The sequence below is a fragment of the Rhodococcus sp. NPDC057529 genome, assembly GCF_042802055.1.
GTDB lineage: Bacteria > Actinomycetota > Actinomycetes > Mycobacteriales > Mycobacteriaceae > Rhodococcus_F.
In genome coordinates this window covers 1-25,311 of the sequence record NZ_JBHVEY010000025.1, presented here as the reverse complement: position 1 = coordinate 25,311, position 25,311 = coordinate 1, and the positions used below count along the sequence as shown (strand labels likewise).

Sequence of the window (25,311 nt, the reverse complement as noted above, 5' to 3'; positions counted from 1 at the left end):
GTGTTGGGGTCCCCGTTGGAGGACCTCCCCCAGCTTCCCCTCCCCCCCCTAGCCCCCAGGGAAACGGGGGGAAAGGAGGGGCCCAACTTCCCGGGGGGCGGGTGGCGCCTGCCTGGGCAGCTGCCCGGAGTCGGCGATCAGACGCCGAGGAGCTTCTCCGTATTCTCGTGGGCGATGCGGTGTTTCGCATCCTCTGGCAGGTTGGCGTCCTCGAGAAACGCGACGGCACCCTCGTTGCCGATGAAGGGGTAGTCGACGGAGTAGAGGATGCGCTCGACGCCGAGGGTTTCGACGCAGTACTGGAGTTGCGCCTGGCTGAACATCCCTGATGGGGTGATGTAGACGTTGCCGCGAACATAGTCGGAGACGGTGCGGTCGAGCTGTGTGAGGGTCTGCGGCAGGGCCTCGTCGAGGCGGTCGAGGTAGAAGGGGATCATCTCGCCCCAGTGACCGAGGACGAACTGCAGGTTCGGGTAGCGGTCGAGAACTCCGGAGAGCACCAGGTGCAGAAAGTGCACGGCGGTCTCCTGGTGCCAGCCCCAGGCGCTGGTCTGCAGACGCGTGGTCACCAGCGGGGCGAGTCCGGCGTAGTTGGAGTCGGTCGTTTCCCGTGGTGGCACGGCCGGGTGCAGGTAGATCGGCACGTTGCGGGCGGCGGCGGTGGCCAGGATCGGGTCGAAGCGGGGTGCGTCGAGGAACTCGCCGTCGGTGCGGCCGTTGATCATGGTGCCGACGAATCCCAGTTCGTCGATGCAGCGGGCGAGTTCGGTGGCGGCCGCATCGGGTGCGGTGGTCGGCAGAGCGGCGAAAGCGGCGAATCGGTCCGGGTGGGCTCGCACGGCGGCGGCGGCGGTGTCGTTGGCCGCGCGGACCAGGTCGGGGGCAACGTCGGAGGGCACTTGCTGAGTGGTCAGGCAGGACAGGACCTGCATGCTGATGCCGTGGCGGTTCATGTCGGCGAGACGTCCTTCGCCGAGATCCTGCAGCACCTGCGCGGTCGGGGTGTAGCTGAGTCCGCTGGCGGGATCGTAGGCTGCGGCGAAATCGGGGCTGAGCTCTCGCGCGAGGGGAGCGCTGGCGGCTGCGATCGCGGGGTCGAGGTAATGCTCCTCGAGCGTGATGATCCTCATCGGCGCTCCGGCGTGGTGGTGGAGGGTAGGCGGAGGGGTGTTCCGGCGACGTAGACGGCGCGAATGCATCGAGTGGCGGTGATGGTGCTGGTGGGATCGCCGTCGACGAGGAGGAGATCCGCGCGCAGTCCGGGGCGGATACGGCCGCGGTCGGGCAGATCGAACGCGTCCGCGGTGCGACTGGTGGCCGCGCGCAGGGCGTCGGTGGGTGTCAGGCCGGCGTCGACGAGAAGTTCGAGTTCGCGGTGCAAACTCGTTCCATGAGCGACTTGGGTGTGGGCGCCGGGTTCGGCGTTGGCGTCGGTCCCGGCCAGCACGGCTGCTCCCGCGCTGTGCAGAGCACCCACACTGCGCAGCGCCCCGGCGAAAGCCTCCCTGCTGTTGTGTGCGAAGGCGATCCCTTCCATCAATGCCAGTGTGGGGATGGCGATCCGGTCCTCGGCGACCATTCGTCGGACCGTGTCGGGATCGAGCGGTCGGCCGAGCGGGATGTGGGTGAGCATGTCCGCGCCGGCGTCGAGGGCCATCGTGAAGGCCGCTGCGGTGGCCGCGTGCGCGATGACCTTCCTTCCCACCCGGTGCGCTGCGTCGACGAGCGCGGTCACCGTGGGCAGATCGGGACCGCCGTCGCCGGGTGCCTCGGTGACGATCTTGATGTAGTCGGCGCCCTCGGCGATACGGGCGTCGACGAACCGCCCAGCCTGATCGGGTCCGGTGATCACCGCTTCGGCGGGAACGAACCGGGAATGGGGACCCGCGGGGCCGATAGCCGGCAGGCCGGGGCTGCGAAAGTCCGCGAGCCCGCCGCGTCCCGCGATGTCGCGCAGTCCTGCGAGCTTCTCGGCCGGCCACGTGGCCATGTCCAGGCCGGTGGTCGCACCGAACCCGGCAAGCTGCCGCAGGGTGTCAGCGTCGTGCAGATGGATGTGTGCGTCGATCAGCCCGGGAAGCACGGTGGCGCCGCCACCATCGACCACGGTGGCGCCGCCACCATCGACCACAGTGGCGGCGGCGCTTGCGCCGGCGGATCCAGCGGGGGTAACGGAGACGATCCCGCCGGCGTCGAAGGTGACGTCCATGGGGAGGGGAAGCGAATCCTCGCCGTCGAAGACGCGGACTCCCGTGATGCGGGTGCGGGCCGTCATCGTCCGGTCTCCAGCCATTGGTGAGCGGCCTGTTTCATCTCGACTTCATGGTCGCTGCCCTTGGTCGCGAAGACGCCGGTGACGGGGAATCCACTCTTGTCGAGCAGATAGGCCAGGGCGGCGTACTCGGACGGGTACTTCGCGGTGGTGCCGGCGTCGATGTCGACGATGCCGCAGGGGAAGGTGAACGAGCCCATGTCGTAGATGCTGCGGCGGTCGACGATCTTCCAGACACCATCGCGCTTCTCGATGCGGTCGAGGAATCGATTGTGACTGAGGCAGCCGAGCTTCAGTGCCACGTTCTCGGCGACGATCATCGCATTCGTCTCGGCGACCGCCCGGTTGCCGTGAAACGTCACCACCGGAGACGTGATCACGTGCTTCGTCCTCAGATCCGACGCACCCATTCGTGCCGAGGCGTCGACGAAGTCGGTGAAGAGCCCTGTGAACCAGGTGATTTCGATGATGCCGTCGGGGTGGAACAACTCCCGCATCGCGTCCCATTGAGCGAGGTCGCGGCGGATCCAGCCGGTCATGAGGTCGTCGATCGCTCGACGGTCGGCGAGATAGGAATCCATCAGGAAGCTCCACTTTCGTGCCGTGGGAATGCCGGGAGTCCGGCGTGACGGGTGGGGACGAGAGCTGCAGGCATGTCGATCACTCCTCGGGTTGCAGTGCGGTGGAATGGAACAAGGTCAGGCGAATGCCGTCGTCGAATTGTCGCCAGACCGCGGTGGCCCGCGCGCTGATCTGGCGCGAGCCCGTGGCGAACACGACTTCAGCCTGCATGCGGTAGGTCAGAGCAATGGCCGATCCCAGCTCGGTGACCCGGTGATCCTGTGCGGTGACGGTGGCATAACGGAATTGGCCGGTGGCCAACTTCGTCAGGTAGTCCGTCTTCGTGTCGACCTCACCGGACGAGTGAATGTACAGCGCGGTGTCGGCGATGAGGGCATCGAGGGTGTCCAGGTCGCCGGCGACCATCGCCGCGAGGCGGTCTCGGTCGGATGAGCGAGCTGCGGTCAGGAGAGCAGCGTCCCCGGTCATCGCGCGTCCGCCGGGTCCGGTCGGTGATCGAAAATCTTGTCCCGGCACAGTGCGGTCAGCGTCTCGCGGACACTGTGATCGAGGCGGGTGTGGCTGTCGCGCAGGATCTCCGCCAGCCGTCGGTAGAAGGTCTGCGGCACGATCCCGAACTGCGGCAGGATGTATTCGTCGCCACTGTCGAACGGAGCCCACTGAAGCGCGAATCCGACGATGTCGCGTGCCCCGGCGATCCCTGGGCGCGGGTATTGTTCCGGCTGCGTCACCGTTGCCATGATGTTGACCTCTGTCCTTACGTGCTGGAGGCGGACTGTGCATCGACGGAAGCGGCAAGGGCATACGCTTCGCGCACAGCGGGCACGAGTTGTGTGGCGGCGGCCGGATCGGCGCGCTCGGTGACGAGCCGGAGAATATTGCCGCTGCGGCGGTCGGTGGGGACGTCGTCACCGCGCGCAGCGATGAGGGCGTGAAAGTGCCGGTGGTTCTCGCCGAAGACCATCAGGTAGGTGGCGGGGGCGCCGGTGACCTTGGTGACGGCCGCGGTCAGGTCACGAGCCCGACGGCCGAGAGTGCTCACTTCGTCGTCGTCGAGACCGGTGATCCGCTCGGCGTGCCGACGCGCCCGGAGAACGAACCAGCCGGGTACTTCCATGCCGGTCACGATCTCCGCGGCCCACAACTCGTCGCGGAACACCACCCGGGTGTCGTCGGCCTGTTCCATGGCGCACAGCAGGCACTCGGTGTGCGCGGTCTTGTCGGACTTGGGATGCACTTCCTCGGTGAGGGGTCGGGTCGTTGGGGCCGGTGTGGCCGAGGGGAGGAGCGTGCACTCGGTCGCGAAGGCGAGTTGTTTGTAATGCAGTGCGGCGCCGGTGAGGTGGTGATCGAGACAGTGACCGACACCGTCGATGATCTCCGAGTGGATTCTGCGGCTGTCTCGGAACTTCGAGAGGAACAGTTCCCGAGCGTCGATGGAACTGTCCCAGAGGGCGTCGAACTCGGCCAAGGCATGGTGGACGGGCACGTCGATCGTCGCCGCCACGTCGGTGAGCCTCTGCGCGGCCCACCTCGGTGCAGCCGCCAATTCCACCATTGGTGCCGCTGCGTACGACGACCGCGCTGTCTCCACCGCGTCGGCGCTGTAGCTGCCTGCCGGCCCGTACCAGAGCTTTTCGCGTTCGGGCACAGGCACATCCACCACACCGCCGAGTGGGAGGGCGGCGAGCGCCTCGGCGGCGCCGTGTTCGGGGATCCGAGCCCCCATCCCGGTTGCCGACACACCGACGAGGTTCCACGACGGACGGCGTGCCGCGATCTCCAGGCCGATCATGCCGCCGATCGAGTGCCCGACGAGCACGACGGAGCTGGCGCCGACGTCCGCAATCAGATTCGAGATGGCTCCGTCGAGCAACTCGGCCTGCTTTTCGAAGGTGTTCTCGTCCTCCGGCAGGAGATCACTGTCTCCGTATCCGGGCCGGTCGATGGTCAGCACCCTGTATCCGTTGCGATTCGCGATCTCCACGAACGATCCGGCGATCGATCCCGGAACCTCGAAGTAGCGGCCGGTATAGAGGCCGCCGTGCAGTCCGACGAGCAGTGGTGCGTGCAGGTTCGGTGTGGACGCGGGGTGCAACCGTGCCGTGACCGCGTAACCGTCGACCACCGTGGTGAGTCGTTGCATGGGAATGTCCGTTCCTCGTATCTCAGATGAGGGGGGTGATCTGGTCGTCGCGGCCGAGGAGGGCCTTGCCGTAGACCTCGTAGTTGACGGCGGGCAGGGTGACGGCGTGGCGGGCCGCGACGTTCGAATCACGCCAGATTCGTTGCAGGGGATTGTTTTCCCCGAAACTTCCGGCACCGTGGGCGGAGATGAGGATGTTGATGGCCTTGGTGATGTGGTCGAGGACCCAGCCGGTGTCGGCGCGCACCCGGGTGCGGGTGAGCTCGTCCGGGTAGACACCGGCGACTGCGGCGCTGTCGATGTCGTCCGCGGCCCGGTAGGCGTGCAGGTGTGCGGTGTCGATGAGCATCGCGGCTTCGGCGATCTGCAACTGGAAGGCCACCGAGTCCGACTGCGCGGTGTAGAAGGTGTAGGCGATGGCCTTCGTGTCGGCCTTGGCCGTGACCAGTTCCAGTGCCTTGCGGCCCATGCCCAACTGCGGTCCCGCCAGTACCAGGGACAGCAGCGGAACGAACGCCGACCGATACAGGATTTCGTCGGTGTGTTCGGTGGCGTAATTACCGCCGATCGCCGCCGGGACCGGCATGATGCGATGATCGGGGACGAACACGTCCGTGGCGATCAGGCAGTTCGACCCGGAGGAGCGCATGCCGGCGACGAACCAGGTTTCCTCGAAGCCGAGGTCGGCGCGGGGGATCAGGGCCAGTCCCTGGTCGATGACTTCCCCGTCGGCGTCGGTGATGGGAATTCCCAGGACGGCCCAACTCGCGTGCCAGGATCCGGAGTTGTAGTACCAGCGGCCGGTCACCTTGAAGCCGCCGTCGACCTTGACTGCTTCTGCGGTCGGCGACAGTACGCCGGAAACCTTCGCGTCGGGGGTGGTCGCCCAGACCTCGTCCTGCGCCTGCTCGGGGAACAGCCCGGTCAGCCAGGCGCAGACATTGCAGAGGGTGACCACCCAGGCGGTGCCGCCGTCCGCCGCGCCGACCGCCGCCGAGACGTCGAGCATGGTGCGCATGGACGTCTCGTATCCGCCGTAGCGGCGGGGCTGGGCGATCTTGAAGGCTCCGGCTTCGGTGAGGGCGGTGATCGATTCCTCGACCACGCGGCGATCTGCTTCGCCTTGGGCGGAGTTCTTCGCCAGCAGCGGTTGCAGTTCGCGGACGCGGTCGACGATCTCGTCGGCGGTGGGGACCGTGATGTGCGGGGTGTCGGTGACGGTAGTCATCGGAAGTCCTTCTCAGGCTCAGGGGTGGGGGAAGACACGCGCGGGGGGAATGTCCGTCGTGTCAGTCGGAGGTGCAGGCGGTGATGTGGTCGACGATGGGGCGGCGGGGGCGTTCGGAGAACCTCGAGTGGGTGCCGAAGGTGCGGTTGGCATAGACCAGCGGGGGCCGTTCTACGTTGCAGGCCTTGGTGACCAGACCGATCAGGAGCAGATGGTCGCCGCCGTCGACGGTGTTGTACAGCTCGCACGACACCCAGCCTGCGGCGTCATCGACGCGGGGCAGGCCGGTATCGGTGTGCCACGGTGTTCCGGCGAACCGCTCGCCGCCGGTTCCGCGGCTCGCGAACCGCATCGCGAGGTCGTCCTGCCCGTGGTGGAGCAGATTGACCCCGAATCGACCGGTGGCCACGATCCGGGCGAGCAGCGCGGACCGGCGGTCGAATGCCACGGTGACCAGCGGTGGGTCCTGCGACAACGCCGCGAACGAGCTCGCGGTGGCCCCGTGAGGGCCGTCGCCGTCAGTGGTCGTCACGATCGTGACGGGGGCGCAGACCCGGGCCATCAGATCCCGGAAACGCTTCGGGTCGATGCCCCCGGCAACTACGGCGGGGTCGATGTCGGATGCGGTGGTCATGATGCTGCTCCCCGGGTCGTGGGTGGGCGGGTCAGTGGGCGCCGACGAGGACGGCCATGGGGTCCGGCAGGTCCGCTTTCAGGGACCACGCGCGGTTCGTGAGTTCGTCGACGGAGGCACCGCCTCGGCGGGCAGCAAGCATGGCTTCGGGGTCGAAGGCCGGTCCAACCGAGTCGCCGGCGTATTCGGGGCCGTGCATGTACTCGGTGGCCTGCTCGGGCTCGGCGAAGTTGTCGATCTGCATTTCGACGAAGCTGCCGTCCGGGTCCTGGTAATACAGCGAGGTCGTGACGCCGTGTGCGATGGAGACGGCGGGCAGTACGCCCTTGTCGCGGAGGAGTTCGTAGCGGGCGAGGAGGTCGTCGAGGTGGTCGAAGGTGTAGGCGACGTGATGGGCGGCGGCAGTGGTCGGGCTCTTGCGCTCGAGCGGCACGGGCGGGGTCAGCAACGCAACCCGGTGGTGCTCCTCATCGAAGGTGATGAAGCACAGCGCCTTGTCCTGGTAGACCACGTGCCCGTCGAGGACGGTGCAGTACCAGTCCCGCATCTCGGTGGGCTGGCCGGTCTGGAATACGACGTGTGCGAACTTCGGCTTGGCCGACATAACGGTTCACTCTCCTGGAGGTGGGGTGCGGTGAGCACCGTTGGCGAGGCGATCGGTCGTGTGAGGTTGTCCGACAACGTGTTCGGCTGTGCGTCTCACCGGCACCGGGCGTGTGCAATCCAGTGGGGCGGGACGCTTTTGCCGGCTCGTGTTAGCTAGCTCACTTCCGGTTGAGATTCACGTTAGAGGCAGCGTCGGGATGTGAATATCCGGTTTGCGAGTCCGTTCGTCCAGTAGGCGAACCGGTCGTACCACCACAGGGTGGCGCTGTAGATCAGCCCTGGCGGATTCCCAGTGTCCGGGAGGGGGTTTCGCCGAACTTCTGCTCGTAGTACTGCGCGAATCGGCCGAGGTGGTTGAAACCCCACCGGAACGCGACTTCGCTGACCGTGCAGCCGGGTTCGCGCTTCAGTAGATCCGCCCGCACACCGTCGAGCCGGAGATTGCGCACATACTCCGACGGGCTCATCTCGAACCGGTCGAGGAAGAGTTTCTGCAGCTGCCGGACCCCGACCCCGGCAGCCTCGGCGAGGTCGGCGACCGTGTGCTGAGCCCCCGGTGCCTCCTCGAGAAGATCGAGGACCTTGCGGACTGCCGCCGGATTGTCGGTGTCTTCGCCGACGTTGAGGATGGCTTCGCTCATGGAGTGGCCCTGATTGACCAGCAGCCCGCTGATCAGAGCCCGCTCGAGGTGGCTGACCTGAGCGATCAGGGCCGGATCGGGCACCGGACCGGGATCGGCGATCGTGTCGAGCAGGATCTGCAGTGTCGACGCCCACCGTCGACCGGCGGGGGTGGTCAGATCGAAACCGATGTCGAAGCGCACGCTCTTGTTGAGCGGACGACCCAGGATCCGAGCGAGCTCCTGCTCCAGTGCCGTCCGGTCGATCTTGATGCTGACCTGCGTGTTGTCGGCGGCCCACCTCGATAGAAAGGTGTGCTCGTTCGGGGTGTACACCGCAGCTTTCTGCGGCGTGGCCAGCACTTCCCGACCGCCGCAACTGGTCGCCAGGGAGCCCGACAGCGGCAGGTCGATGTGGTAGCCGCCGACGTCGCCCGGGTCGATGAGGACGTCGGCACCGAAGCGGACGACGCCGACGGTCATGTGGTTCAGGCGTACTGCCAGCATCTGCGCGTCCGACAACTGCCGGGTTCCGCCGATGATCTCGAGTCGGGCCGGGTAATAGGCGTCGTTGATCTTGGCGCGATACACGTCGAAGTCGTCGGTGGCGCAGAAGATCCCTCGCCGCGACTGTGCAGTCTCGGCGGTCAACGCTGACGCCGGCAGTTCGACCATGCTGATCCTTGCTTCCTCGTGTACCGGGCCCATGATACGAGCACTGTTGTGCTGCGGACCACCACCAGGCGCTTCGCGGGACGGACGACCTGGTGCGCGTATCGGATAGTCCTGGAGCGTGCGCCCGCCCTATGGTCGACCATGACCTGGGTCACACCCTAACGCTATGCCGGCACCAGCCGGGCGGATCCACCCCGGCCCGCCATCACGACGAACGAAACAGAGGACTTCATGCGCATCGCCAATATCGACAACCGGGCCGCCCTGATACTGGGAGAGGCCGGTGCCGAGCAGGCGGTAGATCTCGCCACCGCATCGCGGGGCCGATTCGGCCCCTCTCTCGCCGAGACCTATCGGGTGTGGGCAGACGTCACCGCGTGGGCCGCCGCCGAGGATCTCACCGCCCTGGCAGACGGCGGATTCGCGATCGACCGGACCCGGCTCGGTGCGCCGTCGCCGGAACCCCGGCAGGTGTTCGCGATCGGCTTGAACTACCACGAACATGCGACCGAGTCCGGGTTCGATTCGCCGACGACACTTCCGCCGGTGTTCACCAAGTACACCTCGAGCTTCGCCGGACCCGACACCGAGGTGATCCTCCCAGACGGGGGCAACGTCGATTGGGAGGTGGAGTTGGTGGTCGTCATCGGACGCGAGGCCCACCGAGTTGCACCCTCCGATGCGTGGTCGTACGTCGCAGGGCTGACGGTGGGGCAGGACATCTCCGAGCGACTCTCGCAGTTACGCGGACCTGCAGCGCAATTCGGGCTCGGCAAATCATTCCCCGGATTCTCACCACAGGGCCCGTGGCTGGTCACGCCCGACGAGTTCGCCGACCCCGACGATCTGGAACTGGGCTGCGCCATCGACGGCGCGGAGGTCCAGAAGAGCCGCACCAGCGACCTGATCTTCCCGGTGTCGGAGTTGGTCGCCGCGCTCTCGCGCACCGTCATTCTCTATCCCGGCGACGTGATCTTCACCGGGACCCCCGCCGGTGTGGGAATAGGACAGAAGCCGCCTCGGTATCTGCAGTCCGGCGAGCGGCTGCACAGCTGGATCGAAGGAATTGGTGAGCTGAACCAGCGATTCGTCGCCGACCCGCATACGAAGTAGCCCACGTCTGGATCACCACTACATCAGCGGGATTCGGTCTCCTCGCGCTCGCCCGTCCGGCTGCAGCAGCCAACCGTTGCGTTTGCGGGTGCGCAGCGTGACCGAACTGTCGGTGATCTCGCCGGGGCGCAGGATGTGTTCGAGACGGGTCTGGGTGGCCATCAGGTCGGCCATGTCAGCGACCCATGCCTGCACGGCGAAATTGGACGGCCCGGTGAGGGATACGCACATCCGGATGTTTCCGTCCCGGCGCAACTGCCCCACGATGTCGTCCAGCTTTTCGCCGGGCAGCCGGCACCACCACGTCACGCTGATCGGCCATCGGGTGTGCCACTGCGCCACCTCGCATCGGACGGCCAGATCCCCGGAACCGAGCAGTGTGGCGAGGGCGCGCCGTGCCGTCGACGACGGACGGTCCAGTCGTGTGGCGATCTCGGCGGCGCTCGCGCGACCGTCGTAGAACAGTTCCTTCTCGACGGCCGCGAGCAGCGGTGTCGGTCGCGGCCGCGGATGGGACAGACCGAGGTCCGGTCGGGCGGCCTGTCGCAGGGCGGTGACGGCCTCCCGCTGGCCCGGATCCAATGCATCCAGACGCCACCGGCTGCCCTCGAGGTGCACCCGCACGCCGAGGTGACTACGGGTCGAGGCGATGCCGGGTATCCGGTTGAGTACGTCGACCAGAAACGCCGCCAGTCCGTCGAACGATCCACCGTCGACGGTCAGCAGTAAATCACGTCCGCGCGCGGCGTGTTCGATCGCGATGACCTGCCGAGTCTGCTCGAGGCGCGCGACGACGTCGTCGAACGAGTCTCGGACACAGTCGACTTCGACGAGCGCAACGGACGAGTAGCCGCTGAGCAGGCCGGGCACCGCCAGTGCCGTCACCCAGGCGAGGCCGGCGTCGCGGAGTCGATTCCATCGATTTGCCAACGTCATCGGTGAGGCTCCCAGGATCGGGGCCAGCGCCCTCCAGCTGCCCCGCGGCCAGATCTGCAGCGCGTGGATGAGCGCCATGTCGTCTTCGGTCAGATCGCTGTGCACGAATATCTCGTTTCTTCCCTGACAGATGAGCATAACTATCGGATCCGGAGATGTCGGCGGTTCTGCGCCCAGGATGACGCAATCACCTTTCGTCATGATCCGACCATCCGGAGGCATCTTCCGTGGACCCAATAGGCAAGACCGTAGCCGTCGTATCCGACCGGCCCCGCCCGGGTGACGTTCCCGAGCGCGGTGCTGCGCCCCCTTCTCCGCCCGGACCCCGGCGTCCGGGTCGAACACTGGCGAGTCTGGGTGCAGGCGTTGCCATCGAATGGTACGACTGGAGCGTCTACACGACGTTCGCAGTGTTCTTCGCCGGTCAGTTCTTCGCCGGAAGTGGAAGTTCCGCGGTTTTGAAAACCCTCGCTGTCTTCGCCGCGGGCTTCGTCGCACGCCCGATCGGCGGCTTCGTCCTCGGCTGGCTCGCCGACCGCAGGGGCCGAAAATTCGCGATGATGTGGTCGATCAGCCTCGCCGCCGCAGGCAGCGTGGGTATCGGTGTCATCCCGACCGCCTCTTCGATCGGAGTGCTCGCGCCCATCCTCCTGGTTTCGGCGCGACTGCTCCAGGGCTTGGGTACCGGCGGTGAAGTACCCACTGCGCAAACCTATCTGGCCGAGACCGCTCCACCACATCGGCGTGGCCTGTGGTCGAGTGCAATGTACATTTCCATCTCCCTCGCCGTGCTCTTCGGAACGATACTCGGCGCCGTACTGAGCGCCGCCCTCACCGAGCAACAGATGTCGTCCTTCGGCTGGCGCATCCCGTTCCTGATCGGTGGCGCGCTCGGCCTGGTCATCCTGGTCCTGCGATCGTCGCTTCCCGAGACTGATGTGTTCGAGAAGACACGCACGCACTGCGGGCACTCGATCTGGAAGGAAATCTGCCGGCACCCGGCGCTCCAGCTCCGCGTCGTGTGCTTCTGCGTCGGCGGCACGGTCGTCTACTACGTGTGGGCCGTCACCGCGCCCGCCTTCGCCATCTCCGAACGGGGCATTGACCCGACGTCCGCGCTGTGGGCCGGCTCCATCGCCACGGTGCTGTTCATGATCGCGCTCCCGTTCTGGGGAGCGCTGTCCGATCGGATCGGCCGCCGCCCGGTACTCCTGATGTGTTTCGGCGCACTCGTCATACTGATGTTCCCGCTGAACTGGATGATCCGCGACGACGCCTGGCAACTGTTCGTGGCGATGAGCACCGCGCTGATCTTCGTCGCGGGGCTCGCCTCGATCACTCCCGCGGTCCTCGCGGAAATGTTCCCGACCAAGATCCGGGCCGCAGGCACACGCGTCCCGTATTCGATCGCCGCAGCTCTTTTCGGCGGCACCGCACCATATCTTCTGTCGCTGTTCGACCAGTTGCACCTTCCCGCAGCCTTCCCCCTCTACGCGATCGGCCTGATGGCCGTGTCCGCCGCCGCGGTCTACCTCATGCCCGAGACCAGCGGAATTTCACTCGACGACGAGGAGAACGGATCCTGATGAACCTCACACCGAAAACCACACCCACCGCTTCTCCCGCGCCGGCAACGACGGCCGCGGCCGCAGTCCTCGCCGCGCTGCCGAACGTACGCGGCTGGCAGGAGGACTTCTACCGCGACGTCCACAGCCATCCGGAACTGTCGCACCGCGAGTTCGAGACGTCGAAGAAGGTCGCCGCGCGCCTGGAGAACGCCGGCTTCACCGTCCACGACGGCGTCGGCGGCACCGGACTGGTGGGCATCCTTCGCAACGGTGACGGCCCGGTCGTGCTGTTGCGGGCCGAGATGGATGCGCTTCCGGTCCGGGAAGACACCGGACTGCCGTATGCGAGTACCACGACCGACATCGATGCCCACGGAAGCGAGATCCCGGTCTCTCACGTGTGCGGGCACGACATGCACACCACTTGTCTGGCCGGCGCGGCCCACCTGCTCGCCGCCGGCCGACAGCAGTGGAGTGGCACCCTCATCGCACTCTTCCAGCCCGCGGAGGAGGTCGGGGACGGAGCCCGGATCATGGTCGAGGACAACCTCGCCGGGACTATTCCCCGACCCGACGTCGCCCTGGCGCAACACAATCTGCAGCTGCCTGCCGGGCACGTCCGCACCCGGTCCGGGCCGGCGCTGTCGGTGGCCGACAGCATCCGGATCACTCTCCACGGTCGCGGCGGGCCGGGCTCGATGCCCCACACCACCGTCGACCCCGTTGCGCTCGCGGCGATGATCGTGGTCCGCCTCCAGACCGTGGTGTCCCGCGAGGTACCGCCCTCGGACACTGCGGTTCTCACCGTGGGCTGCATCCGAGCCGGTACCAAGAGCAATGTCATCCCGGACCGGGCCGTCCTGGAACTGAACATCCGCAGCTACAGCGAGCAGACCCGGAAGATACTTCTGGACGCCGTGCACCGGATCGTCGCGGCGGAGTGCGGGGCCTCGGGCTGCCCGAAAGACCCCGAATTCACGATGTTCGACCAATTCCCGCTGACCGACAACGACGCAGAGACGACGGAACGGGTCGCCGCCGCATTCGAGGCGTTCTTCGGAGCCGATCGCATCGGCGAGAGGGGAGAAACTGCCTGCGAGTGAGAACTTCAGCGACATCCCCGGGGCGTTCGGGACACCGTACACATACTGGGGGATCGGATGCATCGACCCGGAGCTGTACCGGGCGGCCGCAGAATCCGGCCGAGTGGCGCAGGACATTCCGGCTCCCCACGCCCCCAACTTCGCGCCGATGATCCAACCGACCTGCGATACGGGAACGCAAGCGCTGGTGGTCGCCGCTCTGGAGTGGCTCGCGACCTGACCCCACCCGAAGGTCCGGCAGAGGAGGGATTGGCCCCGCCCAGGTGTGACCGGGCGGGGCCAGCTTCGCGTTCTCGATATCTCAGCTCACGAACGTGATGTCGACGTATCGCGCGCGGCATAAAGCAGACCGCCGAGCATAGCCACGTTCTTCTGAAACTGGACTCGTTGCATCTTGCGTGCCGTGGGGACCTCGAGTGACCAGAATCCGTGTCCGGCCACCGTCGTCGGAACAAGCGACCCGGCGAGCGCGAGTGCCGACACCCGCGGGTACAGGCCGAGTGCCAGTGTCGCGCCGGCGAATGCCTGGACCGCACCGTTCGCGCGGACGATCAGTTCGTCGTCGTTCGGGACCGGCGCTACCTTTCGCAGCGCAGCGAGCATGGCCGCCGCCTGCTCGACACGGGCACCGGGCGTTCGGGCGGCGTCGAAGCCGAGCGCGCAAAGGTAGCCCCGGTCAGGATTCGGGCTCCGAGGAGTAGGGGTTTCATTGACGTGTCCTCTCGAATAATTCTGTAGCCAAGAGAATTTCACCTGGCCCGATAGGTTTCTTCACTCACCCGATGGTTTCGTCAGGGCGGCGACGGTGGCCCTCTCCGCCGATTGCTCGTCATCGAACAGTGGGCGAATTCCCCTGGCGGCCATGATGTGGTCGTTGCTCGTGCCTGCCGCGATCATCGGCCACACGAGGGTGTCGTCATTGACGACGAAGTCGATGACTACCGGTCGATCGGTGATCGCCCGCGCCTGTGCGAGCACGCTCTCGACCTCGTCCTCCCGCTCACAGCGCAGGGCGACGCAGCCGAGTGCGTCGGCGAGCTTGACGAAGTCGGGGATTCGGCGCGAGTGGGTGGCCAGGTCGATCTGGGAGTAGCGCCCGTCGTAGTGGATCGCCTGCAGTTGCTTGACCATGCCGAGGTTGCCGTTGTTGATCAGGGCCACCTTGACCGGCACCCCCTCGATCGCGGCCGTCGCCAGTTCCTGATTGGTCATCTGGAAGCAGCCGTCACCGTCGATCGCCCACACCTCCCGTTCGGGCGCAGCGAGTTTCGCGCCGAGGGCGGCGGGCACGGCGTATCCCATCGTGCCCAGTCCGCCGGAGTTCAGCCAGGTCCGCGGTTTCTCGAAGCCGAGGAAGTGGGCGGCCCACATCTGGTGTTGGCCGACGCCGGAGACGTAGATTGCGTCCGGTCCGGCCGCTTTGCCGACCGCCTCGATCACCAGCTGTGGCGACAAGCTGCCGTCGGCGGGTCGGTCGTAACTCACCGGATACGCCGATCGCATCTCGTCCAGCGATGCACGCCAGCCATGAAGGTCAGGGGCGGTGCCGGCGGCGCGTTCGAGGCGGAGGGCGTCGGTGAGCGCCTCGATGACCTCTCTGCAGTCGCCGACGATCGGGACGTCCACATCCCTGTTCTTGCCGATCTCGGCGGGGTCGATGTCGGCGTGGATGACCCGCGCTTTCGGGGCGAACGAGGCGGCGTGCCCAGTGACGCGGTCGTCGAATCGCGCGCCGAGGGTGATCAGGAGATCGCTGCGTTGCAAGGCCGCCACGGCGGCGACGGTCCCGTGCATGCCGGGCATGCCGTAGTGCAGCGGATGGCTGTCGGGGAAGGCGCCGAGCGCCATCAGGGTGGTGACGACGGGGATGCCGGTCAATTCTGCGAGCGTCCGCAATTCGATCGCCGCGTCGGCCTTGATCACCCCGCCCCCACGTACAGGACCGGTGCGCCGGCTGCGTTGATCATCGCTGCGGCTGCGCGGATCTGCTTGCCGTGCGGTGCCGTGGTCGGGCGATAGCCGGGAAGATGTCTTTCCGGTGGCCAGGTGAAGGTGGTCTGTGCCTGGAGGACGTCTTTCGGGATGTCGACGAGCACGGCACCGGGCCGTCCGGTGGAGGCGATATGGAAGGCCTCGGCGATGGTCCGGGGAATGTCGGCAGGATCGGTGACCAGGAAGTTGTGTTTGGTGATCGGCATCGTGATTCCGGAGATGTCGGCTTCCTGGAAGGCGTCGGTGCCGATGAGATGGCTGCCGACCTGGCCGGTGATCGCGACGACGGGCACGGAGTCCATCTGGGCGTCGGCGAGCGGGGTCACCAGGTTCGTTGCGCCCGGCCCGGACGTGGCCATGCAGACGCCGACCTTGCCCGTGGCCTGCGCGTAGCCGGTGGCGGCGTGACCGGCGCCCTGCTCGTGGCGCACCAGCACGTGCCGCACCCGCGTCGATTCGAGCAGTGGGTCGTAGACGGGCAGGATCGCACCGCCGGGGATGCCGAACACACAGTCGACGCCGAGTTCCTCGAGTGAGCGCACGACGGACTGCGCTCCCGTGACTCGTTCGGGGTGGCGTCGGATCGCGGGGGAAGTCGTCTGTTCGCAGAATTCGGTAGATGCAGTCACGGGAAGTCCTCTGATCTGGGCGGGCTGTCGAGTCGACACGGCCGGGCGAAGTGTCGGATACCTGACTTCGTGGCCTGCCGGACATCCTCGGGATCGGAGGATGGTGCGCAGGGACCCGTGCTCACTGATGGGCGAGCCGGAATGCCCAGTGGAACACAAGCCACTGCGATCGACAATCGGCACCAACCGATTTCAGCACTCTGCGCGAGGGTGTCGCGTCCGAACTTGCCGGGGTGAGCAGATTGCGCACCGCGCCAGCCGCCGAGGGGACTCTCGGCCGGAGAGTGCCGCTGCACATCGGAATCCGGCGGTTCGCGTAGTGGACGGATCATCGCGTAAACCGGCTATCCAACGCCTCGTTTCCCGCCCTACCGTGAGTTTCAGCGTGACCGACATGACAGCGAGCCGAAATGGACAGTCGCGCTGCCGGCCCGCCGCCTCATCCCGCTGCCCATCGATGACGAAATGCGCACCGAACAGACGCATTCAGCCAACAGGAAGTGACCCATGACCGCGACAACCTCCTTCGTCAATCAGCACACGCCGGCCGCCGGCGACAACTCGGAAACGCTGCGTGAAATCGAAGAGCGGGTGTTGTGGTTGGCGACGTCGATGATCCATCACGCCAACCGGGTTCGGCCGAATCCGTCGGGGTTGAAGGTGGGTGGGCATCAGGCGTCGTGTGCGTCGATGGTGTCGATCATGACGTCGTTGTGGTTCGAGCAGTTGCGGCCCGGGGATCGGGTGTCGGTGAAACCGCAGGCGTCGCCGGTGTTGCACGGCATCAACTACCTGCTCGGCGAACTGGACGAGAAGTATTTGACGACGTTGCGGGAGTTCGGTGGTCTGCAGTCGTATCCGTCGCGGGCGAAGGATCCGGATCCGGTGGACTATTCGACGGGGTCGGTGGGGATCGGTGCGACCGCCCCGATCTGGGGTGCGATCGCCCGCCGGTATGTGAACACTCAGATCGGTTCGGCGGGGACGGGCCGGCAGTATTCGCTGGTCGGGGATGCGGAGTTGGACGAGGGGGCGGTGTGGGAGGCGATCTTGGACACCTCGGTCGCCGAACTCGGGGAGATCGTGTGGATCGTCGATTTGAATCGGCAGTCGCTGGACCGGGTGGTGCCGAACATCGCCGCGGGCCGGCTCGAATCCATGTTTGCGGCGGCGGGGTGGCAGGTGCTCACCGTGAAGTTCGGGACCCTGCTGGAGTCGTTGTTCACCCGGGCGGGTGGTCCGGCGTTGCGGGCCCGGATCCTGGACATGCCGAACCCGGAGTACCAGCGGTTGCTGCGCTGCACGGCGGAGCAGGTGCGGGTGCGGCTGCCCGGCGACGGCCCCGACGCCGCGGCGATCGCCTCGCTGATCGCGGAGTTGGAGGACGACACCCTGCTGGCGGCGATCCGGAATCTGGGTGGGCACGATCTCGACGCGCTGCGGGCGGCGTATGCGCGGATCGACGACACCCGGCCGACGGTGATCATCGCGTACACGATCAAGGGCCGCGGCCTGCCGACGCAGGGCCATCCGCAGAATCATTCGTCCTTGCTGACGGTCGAGCAGTACGAGCAACTGGCCGCCGAACTGGGCATGGACCCGGCCAACCCGTGGTCCCGGTTCGACACCGACAGCACCTCCGGTCGGGTTTGCGCCGCCGTCGCCCAGTGGCTCAAGCGTGACCCGATCGACCTGGCAACCCCGCCTGCGGTGCCCGCCGACATCGGCCGCACTCCCTCTGGGACGTCCACCACCCAGGCGGCGTTGGGCCGGGCGTTGCTGGATCTGTCGCGTCAGGCCCCGGACGCGGCGAAGCGGGTGGTGACGGTCAGCCCCGACGTGTCCTCGACGACGAATCTGGCGGGCTGGTTGAACAAGGTGGGGGTGTGGTCGCCGAACGAGCGCCGGAACTGGTTCGACGACGACGCCGAGACGATCATGCACTGGCGGGAGAAGCCCACCGGGCAGCACATGGAGCTCGGGATCGCGGAAACGAATCTGGTCGGGTTGATGGGGGAGTTGGGGGCGACGTGGAGTCGGTGGGGTCAGCCGTTGTTCCCGATCGGGGTGATGTACGACCCGTTCGTCGAACGGGCGCTCGAGCCCTGGTCGTATGGGATTTATGCGGGTGGGCAGTCGATCCTGGTCGGCACCCCGTCCGGGGTGACCCTGGCCGTGGAGGGTGGGGCGCATCAGTCGATCAAGACGCCGTCGATCGGGCTGGAGCAGCCCGGGTGTGTGAGTTTCGAGCCGGCGTTCGCGATCGACGTGGAGTGGACTTTGCTCGACAGTATTTCCCGGTTGGGACGGCCGGAGGGGTCGTCGTCGTATCTGCGGCTGTCGACGCGGCCGGTCGATCAAACCCTCGCCGCGGTGCCGTCGGATCCGGCGGCGCGGGAGCGTCGCCGTCGGCAGGTGGTCGCCGGCGCCTACACCCTCCGGCACACCGACACCCCGGCGGTGACGTTGGTCGGCATGGGGGCGGTGATCACCGAAACCCTGACTGCGGCGGACCGGTTGGCGGAGCAGGGTATTGCGGCGGATGTGGTGTGTGTCACCAGCCCGGGACGGGTGTTCGAGGCGGTGCAGGCCCGCCGCGGTCTGGCCGACGGTTCGTCGTGGATTTTGGATCAGGTGTTCCCCGCCGACCGGGCGGCGCCGATGGTGACGGTGCTGGACGGGCACCCGCACACCCTCGCGTTCCTGACCGGCATCAACCAGGTGGCCGGGGCGGCGCTGGGGGTCAGCAGGTTCGGGCAGGTCGGGTCCCTCGACGACGTCTACCGGTATCACGGCATCGACACCGACAGCATCGTCCGCGCCGCCCTCGACCTCACCGACTGACCAAGAGAGACAACCAAGAATGACTACGAATCAGACCGCCGCGACCCCCGTGGTGCTGCCGTCGCTCGAGGTGTCCGGCGCGGACCGCGTCGAGAAGCTGCCGCGGATCCGTCGCACCATTGCCCGGCGAATGGTCGAATCCCTGCACACCTCGGCGCAATTGACGACAGTCGTCGAGGTCGATGTCACCGGGATCGCCCGCTTGCGGGACCGGGAGAAGGCGCTGTTCCATGCACGCACAGGCATGAAGCTGTCGTTCCTGCCGTTCTTCGTCGCCGCCGCAGTCGAAGCCCTCGCCGAGCACCCGGTGATCAACTCCTCGCTCGACGCCGAGTGCACCGAGGTCACCTACCACGGTGCCGTCCACCTGGGGATGGCCGTCGACAGCCACAAGGGACTGATGGTGCCCGTCATCCGCGACGCCGCGACGTTGGGGATTCCCGACCTCATCCGGTCCATCGCCGGTGCCGCGGACAACGTGCGTGCGGGCACGATCCGCCCCGACGATCTGTCCGGCGGCACCTTCACCATCACCAACACCGGCAGTCGTGGAGCATTGTTCGACACCCCGATCCTCAACCAACCACAGTCCGCGATCCTCGGTCTCGGCACCGTTGTCGAACGCCTCGTCCCCACCCGCGGCCCTGACGGCTCCCTCGAGATCGGGGTTCGATCGATGGCGTACCTTTCGCTGTCGTACGACCACCGCATCGTCGACGGCGCCGACGCCGCCCGCTACCTCACCACGGTGCGGCAACGGCTGGAAGCGGGCTTTGACCGTGCAGCTCTGCATCAACCGCAGGTTGAACTCGAACCGACCTGACGATCTCCGTTTTTCTCAATCTATCTGGGCCATCGCGTGAGCCGAGACGGACGAGATGGAATCGGGAGACCACCACGATCGGACCAGGTGTCGCCGTCGCGCTCACTCGTCCTCCGGCGAGACGAAGCCGAGATGCCGGCGCAGCGGTGCGGCCGCGGTCGCGGCGCCGCCAAGGAAAGTGAGCGCTGCGATGGCGCCGAACCCGGCGGTGAGTGTGGCGACCGCGGCGACGCCTCCGACGAGGAGAGGTCCTCCTGCGTCGCCGAGTTCGCGTCCGAGTTCGGCGGCGCCCATGGTCTGTCCCATCCTCTCGTCGGGAGTGGAGCGGGCCAGCGACGCAAAAGCGAGCGGGGTGATCAGTCCCGTCCCGGTGCCGATGACCACTGCGGAGGTCAGCACACCGGGCAGGCCGGGGAGCATCGCACACCCGAGTCCGGTGGCGGTGATCAGCAGGCCCAGCGCTGTTCCGGTACCGGCCGAGATGCGACCCGCGTCCAGTGCCCGCCCGGCTCGCGGCTGCACGAGGGCGGCGCAGGCGGCGAGGACGGACACTGCAGCTCCGGTCGCCACCGAGCCGAGTCCGGCGGCGGCACCGGCGACCGGCAGGAATCCCACTCCCACCGACAGCGCCGAGGTTGCGAACGCGAGTGCGACGGTGGGCCGGAGAAACGCCCGATCCGTCAGACGGCGTGCCAGGTCCAGGACGGTCTGCCGGTTCCGCGGCAGGGGTGGCAGGGCGGGCACCACGCGCACCGCCCATGCCGCGATGGTGAGCGCGAGGGCGGTCATCACCGCGAACAGCAGGGTGAGGCCGCCGAGCCATACCAGCAGGCCGCCCAGCAGCGGGCCGAGCGTGTAGCCGAGGCTCTTGTAGAAGCCGTATGTTCCGAACACGCTGCCGTGCCCGGTTTTCGGGGTCATCCGTGCGACCAGCGCACTCGCGGCCGGGGAGAATGCGGACGCGGCGGCGCCCTGCCCGACCCGGGCCAGCCACAGCCAGTTGGAGTCGCCGACCACGACGAACAGGGCGGAGGCTGCGGCGAATCCGATGAGACCACCGAGGAGGACAGGTCGGGCACCGATCCGGTCGGCGAGTGTCCCGAACACGGGTTTGAGGACTACCTCGGCGCCGTCGTACAGGGCCAGCAGCAGACCGAGGTACAGAAGGGAGCCGGCCGGGTCCTCGAGGTCGAATGCGAGGTTCGCCGCGACGGCGTGCGCTCCGAAGGCCGTGGTGAAACCGGCCGCGTACAGCGGCCACATCGGACGACGTCTTGCGCGGTTCGTCACGCTGTCGCCGATCGTTCAGCGGAGCGCGGTCCCGTGACGAAGTCGGCCAGCGAAAGTGTGGCTGTTCGGTCGTGTCGGTTGCGGATGAAGATGGTTCGGTCGGTCAGGTTGGTCACGGTGGTGCACAGGGTGGCGAGGGGGTCGTCGCCCGCGGCGGTGCGGTGGACGCCGGTGGGAACGGGGGATCCTGCCAGAACTCGGTCGAACCAGCCGACGCCGGGTTCGAGGACCGGGGTGATGTTGTCGAGGACCCTGCCCCGCGCGAGACTCTCGTCGCGCTGCCCGAGATTGGCGGTGGCGGCTCCCGTCGGCGCCCGATCCGGTGGGTCGGGCATGAACCGGATGTGGTTGGTGTGCCATTCGAATGCTCTCTCGGGTGGGAGTTCACGGACGGCATGACGCCCCGCGGCGGTTTCGACGACGGCGGCGCGACCGGTGTGGGTGTCGCCGATCGTGTACGCGAAGCCGCCGGCGCTGGGGTGGGTACGCAGATAGTCGACCGCGTCGGTGAATGTGGTGCACTGCTGCAGACCACGGGCGACGAAATGGCGGCCGGGTGCGGAGATCGGTGTGGTGACCTGGATGTGGTTGATGCCCCACACCAGTCCGGCGGCGTTGGCGGCGAGCGTGTTGGAAGGCAGGAACCCGGGATACCACTGCACGGTGACCGGCAGGTCACCGTCGATGTGAAGGGTCAGAAGCATGAAGTGTCCGTCGAGGGCGGGGGCGCCGTCCTCGTTGTGCGCGATGAACGTCGACGTGCCGCGCCAGGCGAGGTCCGTGCAACCGGTGCCGTCGTCGACGCCGAGGTCGCCGCGCAGATTGGCCAGCAGTAGGTTCTCGTAGGGCAGCACGGCGCCGGCCGCGAGCGCACGCAGTTCGGCGGTGAGATGCGGGTACGCCCGTTCGGTGGCTGTCACCACGTCGGCGAGGATGCGTCGTCCGCGACCGGTGCGGGTGAAGGTCTGCAGGCCTTCGCGTTCGGGCAGCTGTTTCTGCACGGCGGTGATCGAGGCGCGGGCGTACTCACCGAGCAGAGCGAACGCGGCGGTGCGTTCACCCTTCACCGCCACCCATCGCAGTCCGGCGACCGTGGTCTCGTCGATACGGGCGTTCATCGTCCGCTGAACTGCGGGGCTCGACGTTCGAGCATGGCCCTGACAGCCTCGTGGTGGTCTTCGGTGTGATGCGCCACTGCCTGCATGGCCGCCGACAGCTCGAGGATGCTCTCGAGGCTCTGGTGCTGGCCTTCGCGCAGCAGTCGCTTGGTCATCCGCAGCACGTGCGGCGGGTTCGCCGCCACCCGGGCCGCGAGGTCGTGGGCGGCATCGGGGAGTTTCCCGGGTTCGACGACGGACGAGACCATGCCCCACTCGAGTGCGGTCTGCGCGTCGATCGCCTCGCCGGTGAAGGCCATCTCACTGGCCCGGGCCATGCCGATGGCACGGGGCAGCAGCCAGGCGCCTCCGTCGCCGGGAATGATGCCGACCTTGACGAAGCTTTCGGCGAACTGCGCGGTGGTCGAGGCGATCCGCAGGTCACACATCATTGCCAGATCGCAGCCGGCGCCGATAGCTGGCCCGTTCACGGCGGCGATCGTCGGGATCTCGCAGTGGTACAGCGCTTTCGGGATTCGCTGGATGCCGTGCCGGTAGCCCTGGCGCAGTTCGGCGGGAGACCCGCCGAACAAGCCCTTCCTGTCGCGCATGTGCTTGACGTTACCGCCGGAGGAGAACGCGGAGCCGGCTCCGGTGAGGATCGCCACCCGCACGCTCGGGTCGCGGTTGACCGCGGTGACGGCCTCCTCGAGCGCGTCGATGGTGTCGGCCTCGGAGATGGGGTTGCGAGCCTCGGGGTTGTCGAGTGTCCAGACGACGGTGTCGCCGGTGCGGTCGGTCAGCAGTGGGTCGCTCATGCGTGTGCTCCAGAAAGTGTGTCGGACAGGACGATCCGCACGTCCACGGGGACGATGCCGGTGTTCGAGGCGATGACGGGGTTGAGATCGAGTTCGCCGATCTCGGGGTGTGCTGCGACGATGTCACCGACACGGACGAGGAATCTGGCCAGCGCCGTCCGGTCGATCACCGGGAGGTGCCGGTAGCCGTCGAGCATGCGGGAGGCGATGGTCTCGTCGATCATCTCGTGGGCTTCGAGTTCGGTGAAGGGCGCCGCGCGGAAGGTGACGTCCTCGAGGGCCTCGACCATCACGCCACCGCTGCCGAATGCCACCACCGGGCCGAAGATCGGGTCGTGGGTGGCGCCGACGAGCAACTCGACACCGGTGTCGGCCATCGGGGTGACGACGATGCCGTCGATCACCGCGTCGGGCACGTTCTCGGTGACCGCGTCGATGATCGCCTGTGCATTCTCCGCGGCGGTGGCGCCGACCGCGTTCAGTTTCACGCCGCCGACGTCGGATTTGTGGATCACCTGCGGCGAGACGATCTTCAGTGCACACGGCCGCGCGTATCCGACGACCGCGGTGACGACCTCGTCGACGGTGCGGGCGAAGGTCCATCCGCCGATGTCGACCCCGGCGTCCTCGACGAGGGTGCGGGCGGTGGGCTCGTCCAGGATTCCCGTTCCCACCGCAGCACGCGGTGCGGGTGCCGGGAGGGTGAGGGGCGAACGTTGCGACGCCGTGGCCAGTCGTCGTCCGCGCCGGTCCAGGGCGGCGACCACCCGGACGGCGTGGTCGATGGAGTTGATCACCGGGACCCCGCCGGCGCGGAGGCGGTCGTGGTTGGAGACCTCGTCGCTCGCGTAGCAGCTCTGCACGAGCAGGGGAACCCGGTGGGCGGTGGTCAGCTCGAGGAGCCGGTGAAGGCGGTGCTCGCCGCCTCCAGCGCCGGATTCCTCGCGGTCATCGCGAACTACTTCCTGCCCACCGGCGCCGTGTTCACCTTCCTGCTCAGCTCGTCCGGCGCCGTCGCCGTGGTGGTCTACCTGTGCATCTGCGGCACCCAGATCGTCGGTCGCCGCAAGAAGACTGCGGAAGAGAAGGCTGCGCTACCGGTCAGGATGTGGGGCTTCCCGTACCTGTCGTACGTAAAGGCCATACCGGCAACGATGGCGAGCAGGACGACGCCCCGCCGGCAACAGCAACACCAGACTGGCCGAATCTCGCCGGCAGTAGCCCTCGAACCGGGCGTGGATCGGCTAGTGGTGCTTGCCCGTCGCGGCATCGGTGACGTACACCCTGAAGCTGCTCGAGAGCTTCTCCTCCTCGAGGAGGGTTTCGCGCACCCGGTGCCCGAGAAGCTGTGCGACGCCGCCGGACATGGCCTGAGCGAGCGACGTGAATGCCGTCATCGACCGCAACACCGAGGCGCTCGACGCGTCGATGTAGAAGGTGTCGTGCGCCGACGCGGCAAGCGGAGAGCTCGCATTGTCGGTGAACGCGATGACGTGTGCACCACTGTGCCGCGCCCACTCGGCGGCCCGGACGGTGTCGACGCTGTAGCGGTGGATGGACATCGCCACGAAGCAGTCGCCCTCGCGGACCCGACGCAGATCGTCGGTCAGCGAACCGACGCCGGCGGTGACCGTCTCCACATCCTCGCGCAGCATGCGCAGCAAGTATCCGAGCAAGTACGCCGGGGCGTGGCACTTGCGCAACCCCATCACGTGCACACGCGGCGCGCGGGCGAGGTGCTCGACCGCCGAGTCCCAAGTGGAATCCTCGATCCGGGCGAATGTGCGGGCGATGTTGGCCTGGTCGAGGGCGACGGTCTGTTCCAGCAGGCCGGCGCCCTCCGCCGCCATGTGCTCGAGGTTGTCGAAACGACGCAGCAGCTGCGCCTGCTCCTGAAGGCGTTCGCGGCACAGGCGCGTCAGCCCGGGATATCCCTTGAGCCCCAGTCCCGTCGCGAACCGTACGACGGTGGCCTCGTTGACGCCGACCGCGGCCGCGAGCTCCGAGATGGTCATGAACGCCACCGCCTCGGGGTCGGACATCACCCGCTCGGCGAGCTTCTTGTGCGACGGCGACAACTTGCCCTCTCGCTGACGAATCTCGGTGAGCAATTCCTCGAAGGTCGCAGGACCCGCCGACTTGGACTTCGTGGCCATGCGCCCTCTTCTCCTCGAACATTTGTGGTTGATCACTGACGAGCTAGCGCCATCGTAGTAGTTGCGAACTTGCTTCAAGACGTGCTAGTGTGTCGGTCCGGAAATTATCGCTGTAATTACCTATGGTGTTGTAGTGGCGGATTTCGGGCGTGATGGCGAGTTTGTGTTGACCGGTGACG

General features: G+C 67.1%; 20 protein-coding genes and 4 pseudogenes. 6 read left to right on the top strand and 18 right to left on the bottom strand.

Features of this window, described 5'->3' with window-relative positions:
- Nucleotides 1-137: 137 nt before the first annotated feature.
- The 10 genes from ACFU5V_RS35070 to ACFU5V_RS35025 all read right to left on the bottom strand — a co-directional run bounded on the left by ACFU5V_RS35070 (nt 138) and on the right by ACFU5V_RS35025 (nt 8,763).
- Nucleotides 138-1,130, bottom strand: coding sequence for an amidohydrolase family protein (locus ACFU5V_RS35070; protein WP_378442507.1), 993 nt, complete (start codon nt 1,128-1,130; stop codon nt 138-140).
- Nucleotides 1,127-2,275: an amidohydrolase family protein gene (locus tag ACFU5V_RS35065; protein ID WP_378704949.1), complete on the bottom strand. Its 1,149-nt coding sequence runs from the start codon at nt 2,273-2,275 to the stop codon at nt 1,127-1,129. Before ACFU5V_RS35065 ends, ACFU5V_RS35070 begins: the two co-directional genes overlap by 4 nt.
- On the bottom strand, nt 2,272-2,853 hold the full coding sequence (locus ACFU5V_RS35060) for a nuclear transport factor 2 family protein (protein ID WP_378704947.1): 582 nt from the start codon (nt 2,851-2,853) through the stop codon (nt 2,272-2,274). Before ACFU5V_RS35060 ends, ACFU5V_RS35065 begins: the two co-directional genes overlap by 4 nt.
- A 79-nt stretch (nt 2,854-2,932) precedes the next feature.
- Complete coding sequence (locus ACFU5V_RS35055) at nt 2,933-3,322, bottom strand: nuclear transport factor 2 family protein (protein WP_378439794.1); 390 nt, start codon at nt 3,320-3,322, stop codon at nt 2,933-2,935.
- Nucleotides 3,319-3,594: a hypothetical protein gene (locus ACFU5V_RS35050; RefSeq protein WP_378704945.1), complete on the bottom strand. Its 276-nt coding sequence runs from the start codon at nt 3,592-3,594 to the stop codon at nt 3,319-3,321. Before ACFU5V_RS35050 ends, ACFU5V_RS35055 begins: the two co-directional genes overlap by 4 nt.
- A 17-nt stretch (nt 3,595-3,611) precedes the next feature.
- Nucleotides 3,612-5,000, bottom strand: coding sequence for an alpha/beta fold hydrolase (locus tag ACFU5V_RS35045; RefSeq protein ID WP_378439790.1), 1,389 nt, complete (start codon nt 4,998-5,000; stop codon nt 3,612-3,614).
- A gap of 22 nt (nt 5,001-5,022) precedes the next feature.
- Complete coding sequence (locus tag ACFU5V_RS35040; protein WP_378704942.1) at nt 5,023-6,228, bottom strand: acyl-CoA dehydrogenase family protein; 1,206 nt, start codon at nt 6,226-6,228, stop codon at nt 5,023-5,025.
- Between the two features lie 61 nt (nt 6,229-6,289).
- Nucleotides 6,290-6,862: a flavin reductase family protein gene (locus tag ACFU5V_RS35035; protein ID WP_378704939.1), complete on the bottom strand. Its 573-nt coding sequence runs from the start codon at nt 6,860-6,862 to the stop codon at nt 6,290-6,292.
- A gap of 31 nt (nt 6,863-6,893) precedes the next feature.
- Nucleotides 6,894-7,466 (bottom strand): VOC family protein, encoded by a 573-nt coding sequence (locus tag ACFU5V_RS35030; protein ID WP_378704937.1) that lies wholly within the window; start codon nt 7,464-7,466, stop codon nt 6,894-6,896.
- Nucleotides 7,467-7,740: 274 nt separating this feature from the next.
- On the bottom strand, nt 7,741-8,763 hold the full coding sequence (locus tag ACFU5V_RS35025; protein ID WP_378704934.1) for an AraC family transcriptional regulator: 1,023 nt from the start codon (nt 8,761-8,763) through the stop codon (nt 7,741-7,743).
- A 231-nt stretch (nt 8,764-8,994) separates the two neighbouring features.
- On the opposite strand from ACFU5V_RS35025, the gene ACFU5V_RS35020 reads away from it, so the two are divergent.
- Nucleotides 8,995-9,876, top strand: coding sequence for a fumarylacetoacetate hydrolase family protein (locus ACFU5V_RS35020; RefSeq protein ID WP_378704932.1), 882 nt, complete (start codon nt 8,995-8,997; stop codon nt 9,874-9,876).
- A gap of 18 nt (nt 9,877-9,894) precedes the next feature.
- On the opposite strand, the gene ACFU5V_RS35015 is transcribed toward ACFU5V_RS35020, so the two are convergent.
- Nucleotides 9,895-10,917 carry an Lrp/AsnC family transcriptional regulator gene (locus ACFU5V_RS35015; RefSeq protein WP_378439777.1) on the bottom strand — a complete coding sequence of 341 codons (1,023 nt, stop codon included), beginning with the start codon at nt 10,915-10,917 and terminating at the stop codon, nt 9,895-9,897.
- Between the two features lie 131 nt (nt 10,918-11,048).
- Between ACFU5V_RS35015 and ACFU5V_RS35010 the strand changes: the two genes are divergently transcribed.
- Both ACFU5V_RS35010 and ACFU5V_RS35005 read left to right on the top strand, forming a co-directional pair.
- Entirely contained in the window at nt 11,049-12,398 is a 1,350-nt protein-coding gene (locus ACFU5V_RS35010) for an MFS transporter (RefSeq protein ID WP_378705111.1), read from the top strand.
- Nucleotides 12,398-13,703 (top strand): annotated as a pseudogene (locus ACFU5V_RS35005) (amidohydrolase). Before ACFU5V_RS35010 ends, ACFU5V_RS35005 begins: the two are co-directional and overlap by 1 nt.
- Nucleotides 13,704-13,789: 86 nt before the next feature.
- Here ACFU5V_RS35005 and ACFU5V_RS35000 read toward each other — a convergent pair.
- Both ACFU5V_RS35000 and ACFU5V_RS34995 read right to left on the bottom strand, forming a co-directional pair.
- Nucleotides 13,790-14,086, bottom strand: a complete 297-nt coding sequence (locus ACFU5V_RS35000; RefSeq protein ID WP_378704930.1) for a DoxX family protein — start codon at nt 14,084-14,086, stop codon at nt 13,790-13,792.
- Nucleotides 14,087-14,254: 168 nt separating this feature from the next.
- Nucleotides 14,255-16,104: pseudogene (locus ACFU5V_RS34995) on the bottom strand (acetolactate synthase large subunit).
- A 507-nt stretch (nt 16,105-16,611) separates the two neighbouring features.
- Here ACFU5V_RS34995 and ACFU5V_RS34990 point away from each other — a divergent pair.
- Nucleotides 16,612-18,948 (top strand): pyruvate dehydrogenase, encoded by a 2,337-nt coding sequence (locus tag ACFU5V_RS34990; RefSeq protein WP_378704927.1) that lies wholly within the window; start codon nt 16,612-16,614, stop codon nt 18,946-18,948.
- 82 nt (nt 18,949-19,030) lie between these two features.
- Nucleotides 19,031-19,771, top strand: a pseudogene (locus ACFU5V_RS34985) (2-oxo acid dehydrogenase subunit E2); the annotation flags it as partial.
- A gap of 102 nt (nt 19,772-19,873) precedes the next feature.
- On the opposite strand, the gene ACFU5V_RS34980 reads toward ACFU5V_RS34985, so the two are convergent.
- Genes ACFU5V_RS34980 through ACFU5V_RS34965 form a run of 4 tightly spaced genes read right to left on the bottom strand, consistent with a single transcriptional unit; the run spans nt 19,874 to nt 23,839 of the window.
- Nucleotides 19,874-21,034, bottom strand: a complete 1,161-nt coding sequence (locus ACFU5V_RS34980; protein ID WP_378705110.1) for an MFS transporter — start codon at nt 21,032-21,034, stop codon at nt 19,874-19,876.
- Between the two features lie 23 nt (nt 21,035-21,057).
- Nucleotides 21,058-22,179, bottom strand: a complete 1,122-nt coding sequence (locus ACFU5V_RS34975; protein WP_378704925.1) for a C45 family autoproteolytic acyltransferase/hydolase — start codon at nt 22,177-22,179, stop codon at nt 21,058-21,060.
- Nucleotides 22,176-22,976 carry a crotonase/enoyl-CoA hydratase family protein gene (locus tag ACFU5V_RS34970; protein WP_378704923.1) on the bottom strand — a complete coding sequence of 267 codons (801 nt, stop codon included), beginning with the start codon at nt 22,974-22,976 and terminating at the stop codon, nt 22,176-22,178. Before ACFU5V_RS34970 ends, ACFU5V_RS34975 begins: the two co-directional genes overlap by 4 nt.
- Complete coding sequence (locus ACFU5V_RS34965; RefSeq protein ID WP_378704921.1) at nt 22,973-23,839, bottom strand: acetate--CoA ligase family protein; 867 nt, start codon at nt 23,837-23,839, stop codon at nt 22,973-22,975. The genes ACFU5V_RS34970 and ACFU5V_RS34965 overlap by 4 nt, the downstream gene beginning before the upstream one ends.
- Here ACFU5V_RS34965 and ACFU5V_RS34960 point away from each other — a divergent pair.
- Nucleotides 23,753-24,100 (top strand): annotated as a pseudogene (locus tag ACFU5V_RS34960) (hypothetical protein); the annotation flags it as partial. The gene ACFU5V_RS34965 and the pseudogene ACFU5V_RS34960 sit on opposite strands and share 87 nt — an antisense overlap.
- A 120-nt stretch (nt 24,101-24,220) precedes the next feature.
- On the opposite strand, the gene ACFU5V_RS34955 reads toward ACFU5V_RS34960, so the two are convergent.
- A complete protein-coding gene (locus tag ACFU5V_RS34955) occupies nt 24,221-25,132 on the bottom strand; it encodes a MurR/RpiR family transcriptional regulator (protein WP_378439940.1) in 912 nt (303 codons plus the stop codon).
- Between the last annotated feature and the right edge of the window lie 179 nt (nt 25,133-25,311).